The organism is Nocardiopsis terrae (genome assembly GCF_014651695.1).
In the GTDB taxonomy this organism is placed as follows: Bacteria; Actinomycetota; Actinomycetes; order Streptosporangiales; family Streptosporangiaceae; genus Nocardiopsis; species Nocardiopsis terrae.
This window is the reverse complement of the sequence record NZ_BMXJ01000002.1, coordinates 390,963-402,455: the sequence shown is the minus strand read 5'-3', so window position 1 is coordinate 402,455 and position 11,493 is coordinate 390,963. Positions and strand designations below refer to the sequence as shown.

General features: G+C 69.7%; 9 protein-coding genes. 7 read left to right on the top strand and 2 right to left on the bottom strand.

Going from position 1 to position 11,493, the window contains the following annotated elements; genetic code table 11:
- Nucleotides 1-535: 535 nt before the first annotated feature.
- Nucleotides 536-1,207: a ribosome hibernation-promoting factor, HPF/YfiA family gene (gene hpf / locus IE195_RS05830; RefSeq protein ID WP_191268346.1), complete on the top strand. Its 672-nt coding sequence runs from the start codon at nucleotides 536-538 to the stop codon at nucleotides 1,205-1,207.
- Between the two features lie 90 nt (nucleotides 1,208-1,297).
- Here the strand turns inward: hpf and IE195_RS05825 are convergent, their stop codons facing one another.
- Entirely contained in the window at nucleotides 1,298-1,720 is a 423-nt protein-coding gene (locus IE195_RS05825) for a hypothetical protein (protein ID WP_308428405.1), read from the bottom strand.
- Nucleotides 1,721-2,118: 398 nt separating this feature from the next.
- Here IE195_RS05825 and secA point away from each other — a divergent pair, with 398 nt between their 5' ends.
- Nucleotides 2,119-4,968 carry a preprotein translocase subunit SecA gene (gene secA / locus IE195_RS05820; RefSeq protein WP_191268344.1) on the top strand — a complete coding sequence of 950 codons (2,850 nt, stop codon included), beginning with the start codon at nucleotides 2,119-2,121 and terminating at the stop codon, nucleotides 4,966-4,968.
- A gap of 127 nt (nucleotides 4,969-5,095) precedes the next feature.
- On the opposite strand, the gene IE195_RS05815 is transcribed toward secA, so the two are convergent.
- Nucleotides 5,096-6,139: an SIS domain-containing protein gene (locus IE195_RS05815; RefSeq protein ID WP_191268343.1), complete on the bottom strand. Its 1,044-nt coding sequence runs from the start codon at nucleotides 6,137-6,139 to the stop codon at nucleotides 5,096-5,098.
- Nucleotides 6,140-6,437: 298 nt separating this feature from the next.
- On the opposite strand from IE195_RS05815, the gene IE195_RS05810 reads away from it, so the two are divergent.
- The 5 genes from IE195_RS05810 (at nucleotide 6,438) to IE195_RS05790 (ending at nucleotide 11,410) form a co-directional block, all read left to right on the top strand.
- Nucleotides 6,438-7,175 (top strand): GntR family transcriptional regulator, encoded by a 738-nt coding sequence (locus IE195_RS05810; RefSeq protein WP_191268342.1) that lies wholly within the window; start codon nucleotides 6,438-6,440, stop codon nucleotides 7,173-7,175.
- 48 nt (nucleotides 7,176-7,223) lie between these two features.
- Nucleotides 7,224-8,690, top strand: coding sequence for a PTS transporter subunit EIIC (locus IE195_RS05805; RefSeq protein ID WP_191268341.1), 1,467 nt, complete (start codon nucleotides 7,224-7,226; stop codon nucleotides 8,688-8,690).
- Between the two features lie 119 nt (nucleotides 8,691-8,809).
- Complete coding sequence (locus IE195_RS05800; protein ID WP_191268340.1) at nucleotides 8,810-9,046, top strand: PTS sugar transporter subunit IIB; 237 nt, start codon at nucleotides 8,810-8,812, stop codon at nucleotides 9,044-9,046.
- 91 nt (nucleotides 9,047-9,137) lie between these two features.
- Complete coding sequence (locus IE195_RS05795; protein ID WP_191268339.1) at nucleotides 9,138-9,626, top strand: PTS sugar transporter subunit IIA; 489 nt, start codon at nucleotides 9,138-9,140, stop codon at nucleotides 9,624-9,626.
- Between the two features lie 104 nt (nucleotides 9,627-9,730).
- Nucleotides 9,731-11,410: a glycoside hydrolase family 3 protein gene (locus IE195_RS05790; RefSeq protein ID WP_191268338.1), complete on the top strand. Its 1,680-nt coding sequence runs from the start codon at nucleotides 9,731-9,733 to the stop codon at nucleotides 11,408-11,410.
- The last annotated feature ends 83 nt before the right edge of the window (nucleotides 11,411-11,493 follow it).

Sequence of the window (11,493 nt, the reverse complement as noted above, 5' to 3'; positions counted from 1 at the left end):
GCCCACGTAAGGCGACTTTTCGTCGACCGATCACGGTGCGCCTTAGAGGTAAGTCCTGCCCCGCGGAGGGTCCCGATGTCCCTCATGACAGGGAGAAGAGCAGTAGTCGCGGATAAGAGCGGCGACACTCTCAGCAGGCGGATGTGGGGACGAAGACCAGGTCGGCCGGACGGGTGGCATACCGACGCGCGGGGGTTCGCCGGTTCCGGAGCGCATGCTCCGGGGCCGCGGGCCCCCTCCCGTCCCCTCCGTACTGCCCCGGCCCGTTTCCCGTTCCTCCTACCCGCCGGGTGTTCGGTACCAAATGGACCGAAGGTCCTTTTCCCCAGTTCAGAAGTCGCGATCAATCGTGCCCGTGGGGCGCGTGATGACCCTGCTTCTGATGGGTATACGCACTTCCAACCGAGCCGTGACCCGGATCCGACCGGTTCACAGACGGAAGGGGGCTAGCGCGTCACACCCTCCCCGGCGAGGGAGGGGAGCAGAGCCAGCCTGGCCGTCGCCTTCACGGCGGTCACGCGATGAAGGGGGTCCTATGGACATCATCGTCAAAGGTCGACGCACCAGTGTGAGTGACAAGTTCCGACAGCACGTCGAGAACAAGCTCGACAGGCTCTCCAAGTGGGAGCGCAAGGGCATGAGCGTCGATGTGGAGGTGTCCCAGGAGCGCAACCCCAAGCTCGCCGACGTCCGCGAGCGGGTTGAACTGACCATCCACTCCGATGGCCCTGTCATCAGGAGCGAAGCCGCGTCCGCGGACCGCCACGGTGCGCTCGACCTCGCGGTCGACAAGATCGAGGCCCGCCTCCGCAAGTCCGCGGACCGCCGCAAGGTCCATCGGGGAAACCACACTCCCGTCTCCGTGGCGGCCGCGACCGCCAACCTCCCCGGAGACCTGCCCTCATCCACCCCGACAACAGCCGAGGCACCCCCGGCCCAGCGCAGCGGGGACGAGGAGATCAACGGCGTCGAGCTCGACGGCCGCTTCTCCGACGAGTTCGTCGAACTCGACACCCAGGGGGAGACTCCCGTGATCGTGCGGGAGAAGTACCACCGGGCGAAGCCGATGAGCATCGACCAGGCGCTGATGGAGATGGAACTCGTCGGCCACGACTTCTACCTCTTCCACGACGAGGTCAAGGACGCCCCGAGCGTCGTCTACCGCCGTAAGGGCTTCAACTACGGCGTACTGAGGCTTGTGGACTAGGAACCCCGTCTCCGAACTCCTCCGCACGGGAGGTGGAGCCGAGCCGAACACGCACCGCGGCGGGCCCGAACGGCCCGCCGCGGTCGTGCGTCACGCCTTCCGGCCCCGCTTGATGCGGTGCAGCGGGGTCTGGTGCGGTTCCTCGGACTCGTAGCGCGGCGGGTCGAGCACCACGTCGCCGAGGATGTCGCAGAACACCGCCACCGCGAGCGCCGCGACCAGCAGGATCCCGCCCGGGATCAGCAGCAGCGGGGCGCCGCCCAGGGCGATCGCCAGTCCGCCGAGGGAGAAGCCGGCCACGGCGAGGGCGACGCAGACCCAGGAGGCCGGGCTCCCCCGGTGGCCGTTGCTCGGGGCCAGGGTGCCGCCCTGGCGCTGGAACCCCCGGATACGTCCGTTCTCCCGTTCCTCGTCGGCCGTCGGGTGGTACTGCTCCCACGCCAGAGCCGGGTCGTACGCCGCGGCGGGACGGACGGACGTCCGCTGGGCGCCCTCGACGGCCGTCTCGATCACCTCGGCCGGCGTTCTCGGAGAGAACGTTCGTCCGACTCTCCCGGCTCGTTCGGTGCCTCTGTTCGCTCGCATGGTGATCCCTCCCGGGAGCACGTTCGCGTCGGCGGAGCCGCGGTCACACGATTCGGCGCACAACCGTTCGGAACCGCCCCTGCACCCATTGCACTACCCGAAGAAATGCGCGAGTCTGCACAAACATCATGAAAAAGGCGGGAACATCCATACCCGTTCCGCTCGTTTGCGGAGAGGACGGGAAGCGGTTCCGGGTCCTCTAGGATGTAGGCCCGAGGACCAGGGGTCCCCCTGATCTCCGTGGCCGCGGAAAGCGGTCAGCGGGCCTAGATCTGACTCTCCGCCCACGGTGGAGCCAACCGCGATCTGCGAGGAGCGCATAGGAAGTGCCAGGCATACTCGACAAGCTCCTGCGCGCGGGTGAAGGAAAGATCCTGCGCCGGCTCAACAAGCTGAAGGACCAGGTCAACGCGCTTGAGGACGACTACGTCGACCTCACCGACGAGGAACTGCGCGACCTCACCCGGGAGTACAAGGAGCGCTACGAGGACGGGGAGTCCCTGGACGACCTCCTCCCCGAGGCCTTCGCGACTGTCCGCGAGGCGGCCAAACGCACCCTGGGACAGCGCCCCTTCGACGTTCAGGTCATGGGCGCGGCGGCTCTGCACCTGGGCAACATCGCCGAGATGAAGACCGGTGAGGGCAAGACCCTGACCGGAAGCCTCGCGGTGTACCTGAACGCCCTCGCGGGCAAGGGCGCGCACGTCATCACGACCAACGACTACCTCGCTCGGCGCGACGCCCAGAACCTGGGCCGCATCTTCCACTTCCTCGGACTCGAGGTCGGTGTGGTCGGCCCCCAGATGACCGCGGAGGCCCGCCGCAAGGCCTACCAGGCCGACATCACCTACGGAACGAACAACGAGTTCGGGTTCGACTACCTGCGCGACAACATGGCGCTCTCGCTCAAGGACACGGTCCAGCGCGAGCACTTCTTCGCCCTGGTCGACGAGGTCGACTCCATCCTCATCGACGAGGCGCGCACCCCGCTGATCATCAGCGGCCCCTCCGAGCAGAACTCGCGCTGGTACTCCGAGTTCGCGAAGATCGCGCCCCGCCTGAAGAGGGACACCGACTACGACGTCGACGAGAAGAAGCGCACCGTCGGCATCACCGAGTCCGGTGTGGCCAAGGTCGAGGACTGGCTCGGGATCGACAACCTCTACGAGGCGGTCAACACCCCGCTGATCAGCTTCCTCAACAACTCCCTCAAGGCCAAGGAGCTGTACCGCAAGGACAAGGAGTACATCGTCAATGACGGTGAGGTCCTCATCGTCGACGAGTTCACCGGGCGCGTCCTGGCCGGCCGCCGTTACAACGAGGGCATGCACCAGGCCATCGAGGCCAAGGAGCGCGTCAGGATCAAGGACGAGAACCAGACTCTCGCCAAGGTCACGCTCCAGAACTACTTCCGCCTCTACGAGAAGCTCGCCGGCATGACCGGTACCGCCCAGACCGAGGCGGCGGAGTTCACCCAGACCTACGGCGTCGGCGTGGTCCCCATCCCGACCAACAAGCCGATGATCCGTGAGGACGTCAAGGACGTCGTCTACAAGCACGAGGACGCGAAGTTCCAGGCCGTGGCCGAGGACATCGCCGAGCGCCACGAGGAGGGGCAGCCGGTCCTGGTCGGTACGACCAGCGTCGAGAAGTCCGAACTCCTCTCCCGGATGCTCAAGCGCGAGGGCGTCCCGCACGAGGTCCTCAACGCGAAGAACCACGCCCGTGAGGCCTCGATCATCGCGCGTGCGGGCAAGCTCGGCGGGGTCACCGTGGCCACCAACATGGCCGGCCGCGGTACCGACATCATGCTGGGCGGAAACCCCGACTTCCTCGCCGACGAGGAGCTCCAGAGCCGCGGCCTGAGCCCGCTGGAGACCCCGGAGGAGTACGAGGCCGCCTGGCCGGAGGCGCTGGAGAAGGCCAAGGCCGAGTTCGAGGCGGAGCACGAGAAGGTCGTCGAGGCCGGCGGTCTGTACGTGCTCGGTACCGAGCGCCACGAGTCGCGCCGGATCGACAACCAGCTCCGCGGCCGCTCCGGCCGTCAGGGCGACCCGGGTATCTCCCGCTTCTACCTGTCCCTCCAGGACGACCTGCTGCGTCTGTTCAACTCCAGTCGTCTGGAGGCGTTCATGAACCAGCTGAACATCCCGGACGACCAGCCGATCGAATCCGGCATGGTGAGCAAGGCGATCGCCTCCGCCCAGGGCCAGGTCGAGACGCAGAACTTCGAGATCCGCAAGAACGTCCTCAAGTACGACGAGGTCCTCAACCGCCAGCGCAAGGTCATCTACGCCGAGCGCCGCAAGGTGCTCGAAGGCCAGGACCTGCGCGACCAGGTCGTGGAGATGCTCCAGGAGGTGCTCCGCGGCTACGTCGTGGAGGAGACCGCCCAGGGCGACCCGGAGGACTGGGACCTCGACAAGCTCTGGCGGGCGTTCAAGCAGGTCTACCCGATCAGCTTCACCGTCGACGAGTTCATCGAGCAGAACGGTGACCTGCACACCCTGACCGGCGACCTCATCGCCACCCAGGTGATCGAGGACGCCAGCACCGCCTACGACGCCCGTGAGGCCGAGCTGGGCGAGGAGGCCATGCGTGAGGTCGAGCGCCGGGTCATCCTGCAGGTGATGGACCGCAAGTGGCGTGAGCACCTCTACGAGATGGACTACCTCCAGGAGGGCATCGGCCTCCGTGCGATGGCCCAGCGCAACCCGCTGATCGAGTTCCAGCGCGAGGGCTTCGACATGTTCCAGCAGATGCTGGAGGCGATCAAGGAGGAGTCGGTCGGCTACCTCTTCAACGTCGAGGTCCAGGTCCGCAAGAAGGAGGAGCCGACCATCACCGCCTCCGCCGCCGCGCAGACCGCCGCGGCCGTGGGCGGTGGCTCCAGCGGGGCGGCCGCCGTCGCCACGGCGGTGGAGGAGGACGAGGAGGCCGTCGAGGCCGACGCTCCAGCCGAGGAGTCGGAGCCCGCCGGGGACGTGGTGGTCCCCGGTTTCGGTGAGGACCAGCCGAACCGTCTCCAGTACTCCGCGCCCAGCGAGGACGGCGGCGTCGAGCGGCACAGCGAGACGGTGGACCACGAGTACGCGGGCACCGCGCGCAACTCGCCCTGCCCCTGCGGTTCGGGTAAGAAGTACAAGAAGTGCCACGGTGACCCCACGGCCAAGTAGCCGCTGAGGAAGCCACGGACACGCGCGTGGGCGCGGCCCCCAGGGGGGTCGCGCCCACGCGCTGTTGTATGCGGTCCCCGGCCGCGTTGCGGCGGGCACCGGGGCCGCCCCCGGGCCGGGGCCGGGCTCAGGAGGTCTGGGTGACCTTGTTGAGGCCGCGCGGGACGTCGGGGTCGTAGCCCAGGCGGCGGGCGAGGTGTTCGGTGAGCAGCTGGGCGGGGACGATGAGGTTCATCGGGGACACCCACTCGGGTACGTCCGGTACCGGCACGGACAGATCGCTCGCCGCGGCCAGGGCCGCGCCGCCGCCGAAGCCGAACACCGGTGCGCCGGCGGAACGGGCCCGCTCCGCGAGGGCGACCGTGCCCTGCAGGGTGGGGCCGTCGGGCGCGGCCACCAGCAGCGCCGGGGTGCGCGGGTCCACGACCGCGATCGGGCCGTGCAGCAGGTCGGCGTAGGACAGGCCCATCGCGTGCAGGTAGCAGGCCTCCTTGAGCTTCAGCGCCGCCTCCAGCGCGGTGGAGAAGGCCATGCCGCGTCCGGAGATCACCGCTCCCTGGACGGCCACCATCCGCTCGACGATCTCCTCCAGGGCGTCCGCGGGCGCCGCGAGGGTCTGCTCGATGCCCTCCGGCACCAGGTCCAGTTCACCGGGGTCGAGGTCCGCGCCCAGACCCAGGGCGAGGACCGCGAGGGCGGCCAGCTGGGTGTTGTAGGTCTTGGTGGCCGGGACCGCGACCTCGTTCCCGGCCCGGGTGACCAGGGCGACGTCGGCCTCGGCCGCGAGCGGGGAGTCCGCGCCGTTGGTGACGCCGACGGTACGGGCCCCGCAGTCGGCGGCCCAGCGCATGGTCTCGACGATCTCCTCCGTCTTGCCGGACTGGGAGATGGCCACGGCGAGGACGTCCGAGAGGTCGATCCTGGCACCGTAGGCGGTCGCGATGGAGGGGGAGCCCAGGGTGGCCAGACGGCCGGTGTGCGCCTGCAGGAGGTAACTGCCGTAGACCGCGGCGTTGTCGGAGGAGCCGCGGGCGATGAACAGGACGTGCTTGGTGCTGCGGCCGAGCGCCTCGATCTCGGCGCGCAGGGGCAGCAGGTCGGCGAAGGTGCGGCGCAGCGCCTCGGGCTGTTCGGCGATCTCGGAGCTCATCAGGCTCGTCGTGCTGGTCATGGAGAACCCTCCGGGGTGGACGGGCGGGCCTGGACATGCGCCGGGGGCCGCGCTGGTCGCTCGTGGACGGGCCGGGGCAACGCCTACGGCCAGTCACGATGCTGGTTCGCTCCGCGTGCCACAAGGTGGATTGACACGCGGGTCGCGCTATGGTCTAGTCCGGACTATACCAGTTGATATCCGGTATGCGCCGGTACGAGTCAGGTGCCGGAGCAGGCCCCGCGCCAGGGCGTGTTCGGTGGATATGCCCTAGGGTCTAACGCCAACCCGACCGCCGACCGAGAAGGCCGCCCGCCCCATGCCGATCGACGCCAGCAACCCGCTGCCCAAGTACGTCCAACTCCGTGACCTGCTTCTGGACTGGATCACCGCGGCCGGGCTGGGCGTGGACGACATGGTGCCCTCCGAGCGCGAGCTCAGCACCACCTACGGCCTCTCCCGGATGACCGTGCGCCAGACCATCGACCTGCTGGTGGCGGAGGGGCGCCTCTACCGGGTTCCGGGCAAGGGCACCTTCGTCGCCCGGCCCAAGATCGAGATGTCCCTCGTCCTGGCGTCCTTCAGCGAGGACATGCGGGCCCGCGGCTACGAACCCGGCGCACGCGAGCTGATCCGTCAGGTCATCCCGGCCAGCGGCCACACCGCCCGCATGCTCGACATCGCCCCGGGGACCCTCGTCCACCACATCGAACGCATGCGCACCGCAGACGACGAACCCATGGCGGTGGAGCGTTCCAACATCCCCGCGGACATGGTTCCGGGGCTGGAGGACTACGACCTCGCCGAACGATCCCTCTACGAGGTCCTGGAAAACGAGTTCGACATCCTGTTGGATTCCGGGGAACAGACCATCGAGGCCGGGATCTGCGACTCGGCCGACTCCCGCCTCCTCGGCCTGCCCGCTGGAAGCCCGGTGCTGATCATGCAGCGCCGAAGCTTCGCCAAGGGACAGTGCGTCGAACTCGCGCTGTCCACCTACCGTGCTGACCGCTACCAGCTGCACTCCCGCCTCGACCCGAGGCAGCACGGCGACTGACGCACCGCGCCCTCAGGGCGCGCGTTCGAAAGGGAGGTACCCCCCGCCATGTCGGACCCGACCCCCGTTTCCCCGGACGCCGAACGCCGAACCGGACGCGGAACCAAACGCGGTTCCTCGGCGCTGGCCGTACTCCAGCGGCTCGGCCGCAGCCTCATGATGCCGATCGCGGTCCTGCCCGCCGCCGCGATCCTGCTCCGACTGGGACAACCCGACCTGCTCGGCGCCGACGGTCTGGCGGGGTTCAGCGGAATGGGCTGGATGGACCCCGTCTCGGGTGCCGTCGGCACCGCGGGCGAAGCGATCTTCGAGGCCCTCCCGCTGCTGTTCGCCATCGGTGTGGCCATCGGCTTCGCCAGGCGCGCCGACGGTTCGACCGCCCTCGCCGCCGTGGTCGGCTACCTGGTGTTCGACCGGGTGGCCACCTGGACGATGGTGACCTTCGACGGCGCCACCGGTGACATCGGCTCACGGCTGGTCAGCTACCCCCTCGCCGTCGATCCGGTGACCAGGGAGCCGCTCACCGGCCCGGAGGCGGTCAACGCCGTCGCCCCGATGATCAACCACGCGGTCAAGAACCCCACCGACGTGCTCGGCGGAATCGCGGTGGGCCTGGTGGCGGCGCTGCTGTGGCAGCGCTACCACCGGATCAAACTGCCCACCTGGCTGGGCTTCTTCGGCGGCCGCCGCTTCGTGCCCATCGTCACGGCCCTGGCCGCCCTGCTCATGGGTGTGGTGCTGGGCCTGGTCTGGCCGCTCGTCGGCATGTGGATCCAGAACCTCGGCGAGGCCATCATCGGTGCGGGTGCGCTCGGTGCCGGCCTCTACGGAGTCATCAACCGCGTTCTGCTCCCCATGGGTCTGCACCACGTGGTGAACTCGTTCATCTGGTTCGTCTCCGGTACCCACACCGCCGAGGACGGCACGGTCACCCACGGCGAGATCACCCGGTACTTCGCCGGGGACCCGGACGCGGGCGGCATGCTCTCCGGGTTCTTCCCCGTCCTCATGTTCGGCCTCCCCGGGGCCGCGCTCGCGATGTGGCTGACCGCGTCCAGGGCCAGGCGCGCGCAGATCGGCTCGATCATGATCCCCGCGGCACTGACCGCGTTCGTCACGGGTATCACCGAACCCGTGGAGTTCGCGTTCATCTTCGTCGCACCGGTCCTCTTCGCCGTGCACATCGTGCTGACCGGTATCTCGATGGCGCTGATGAACCTCCTCGACGTCCAGTTGGGCTTCGGCTTCTCCGCAGGCCTGATCGACCTGCTGCTGAACGCGACGAAGGACAACACCCAGGGGCTGGGGATCCTGCTCCTGTTCGGGGCGTTCTACTTCCTGGTCTACTTCGGGATCTTCTACCTGCTCATCACCAGGTTCAACATCCCCACCCCGGGACGCGAGCCGGATCCCGACGAGACCGCCGCCCCGCACACGGCCCCGGCCGCCGCGGACGGCACCTCCGAAACCGGGCCGGAGAGCCCGGCCGACGGGGACGCCGGGCGCTCCGGCTGAGGGCCGCGCCGACCCGGTGACGACCGGCCACCGCGCCCACCCTGGCAAGTGGGCGAAGTCACCCCTAAGCTCGGTCCAGGCCCCGGGGCACGCGATCCCGGGTAGAGCACGGAGGGCACATGGCGGACAAGGCAGCGGCGATCGTCGCCGGGTTGGGCGGCGCGGCCAACATCGAGGACATCGAGGCCTGCATCACCCGGCTGCGTACCGAGGTCGCCGACCCCGGACTGGTCCGGGAGAACGACCTGAAGGCGGCGGGCGCGCACGGCGTCCTCGTCTCCGGAAACGTCGTCCAGGTGGTGGTCGGCCCGGAGGCGGACTCCCTCACCGACGACATTCGGGACCTTCTCGACTAGTCCTGGCGGAACGGCGCCCGAAGGCAGGACTTTGGTCCTTTCGGGTGGCCGGTTCGCGGGTTAAGTTCTGTCCCTGGGGAAGATCTCCTCCATGTCAGACGTGAACGGTGCGCTGCGCGTACTCTCCCCCGTCACCGGAACGGCGATGTCCCTGGAGACAGTGCCGGACCCGGTGTTCTCCCAGAGCATGGTCGGCCCCGGGGTGGCGGTCCACCCCGAACCAGGACAGGAGGGCGGCCAGGAGTCCCAGCACGAGGCGGTCGCCCCGATCGCCGGGACCCTGGTCAAGCTCCACCCGCACGCCTACGTGGTCATGGCCCCCGACGGCGGGCGCGGAGTCCTCGTCCACCTGGGCATCGACACCGTGCAGCTCGCCGGCGAGGGGTTCGTCCTCCTCGCCCGGGAGGGAGCGCAGGTGGCGGCGGGCGCCCCGGTGATCCGCTGGTCGCCGGGGACGGTGGCCGCCCTGGGCAAACCCTCGGTCGTTCCGGTGGTGGCCCTGGACGCCCGGCCGGAGGCCCTCTCCGAACAGGCCGAAGGAGCCGTCGAACCGGGAGAGGCCCTCTTCCTCTGGGAGTGAGGCCCCCGAACCCGCCCGCGCCACGGCGGGGTGCGCCCTCCCCGGCGCCGCGACCGGGTAGTCTCCGGCGGCAAGCAGCGACCCGCCGGAGAATGAAGCCCGCCATGAGACCGTCCGTTCCACCTGCCCTGGCCTCGGCCTGTGTGGCCCTCACCCTGATCAGCACAGCCTGCTCCACACCAGAGGAGGTGGACACCTCGCCCGGGAGCGATGACCGGAGCCCCGGAGCCTCGGCCGAACCCTTCGAACCGGTCCTGGCCCCGCAGCTGCTCGAGGACATGGACCTGGACGACAAGATCGGCCAACTCCTGGTCCTCACCGCGCAGGGCACCACGGCAGCCGAGAACGCCGCCCAGATCGAGGCGCACCGTCCCGGCGGCCTCATCTACTTCGACGCCAACCTGAACGACGCCGAGCAGATCGCCCGGATGTCGGCGGGTGTCCAGGACCTGGCCGCCGAACAGGGGCAGGGCGTCCCCCTGCTGATCGGTATCGACCAGGAGCAGGGCCTGGTGGCCCGGATGCCCGTGGGCACCCGGTTCCCCGACGCCATGGCGGTCGGCGCCACCGGGGACACCGAACTGGCCGCCCTGCGCGCCGCCACCACCGCCGAGGAGCTCACCGCCGTCGGCGTCAACATGAACTACGCGCCCGACGCCGACGTCAACACCAACCCCGACAACCCGGTCATCGGAATCCGGTCCTTCGGCTCCGACCCGGAACTGGTGTCCGAGATGGTGCTCGCCGAGGCCGGCGCCTACGCCGAGCACGGTGTGGCCCCGGTGGTCAAGCACTTCCCGGGCCACGGGGACACCGACGTCGACAGCCACACCGGGCTGCCCGTCATCGACATGCCCCGGGACCAGTGGGAGGACGAGCACCTCCCGCCGTTCCGGGCGGCCGTGGACGCGGAGGTGGACGCGATCATGACCGCCCACGTGCTCATGCCGCAGCTGGACGCCGAGGAGGACCCGGACCCGGCCACACTGTCCCCGTCGATCATCGACGGCATCCTGCGCGGAGAACTCGGCTACGACGGGGTGGTCACCACCGACGCCCTCAACATGGAGGGCGTGCGCCAACGCCACGACGACGGCGAGGTGGCCGTCCGGGTGGTGGAGGCCGGTGTGGACCAGCTCCTCATGCCGCCGGACCCCGCGGCGGCGGTCTCCGCACTGCGCGAGGCCGTCGGGAGCGGGCGGATCACCGAGGAGCGCATCGACCGGTCCGTCCTGCGGATCCTCACTCTCAAGGAGAGGCGCGGGATCCTCGAAGGCGGATCCGCCGATCCGGCCGGGGCCGCCCAGGTCCTGGAGGAGCCCGGGCACGCCGAGGCCGCCCAGCGGGTGGCCGACGCCTCGGTCACCCTCGTCCGCAACGAGGCCTCCCTGCTGCCGCTCGCCGAGGGCACACGCGTGCGTGTGCGGGGCGTGGGCGCCGACCGGCTCTCCCCGGCCCTGGCGGACGCCGGCCTGGAGGTCGTGGACAGCGGCGAGGAGGTGCTCGTGGTGGGCACCGACGGCGCCCGGGGGTCGCAGGAGCAGCAGGGCCTGGTCTCCGCGGGCGAGGCCGCGGGCACACCGGTCGTCGTGGTCTCCCAGGGCGGCCCCTACGACCTGGAGGCGTTCCCCGAGGTGGACGCCTTCCTCGCCCTGTACTCGGCGGTGGAGGTCTCCCGGGTGGCCGCGGCGAAGGCGATCGCGGGGGAGCTCGACCCGTCCGGAACATTGCCGGTGGCCATCCCCGGGGCCGAGGTGAGCGCCGGAACCGGGCTCGGCTACTGACCGGACCGCGTGGTTGAACGGTGCGGGGAACGGGAAGAACCGTTCCCCGCCCGGCCCCCTCCGGGCGGAAGACGTCCAGGAAG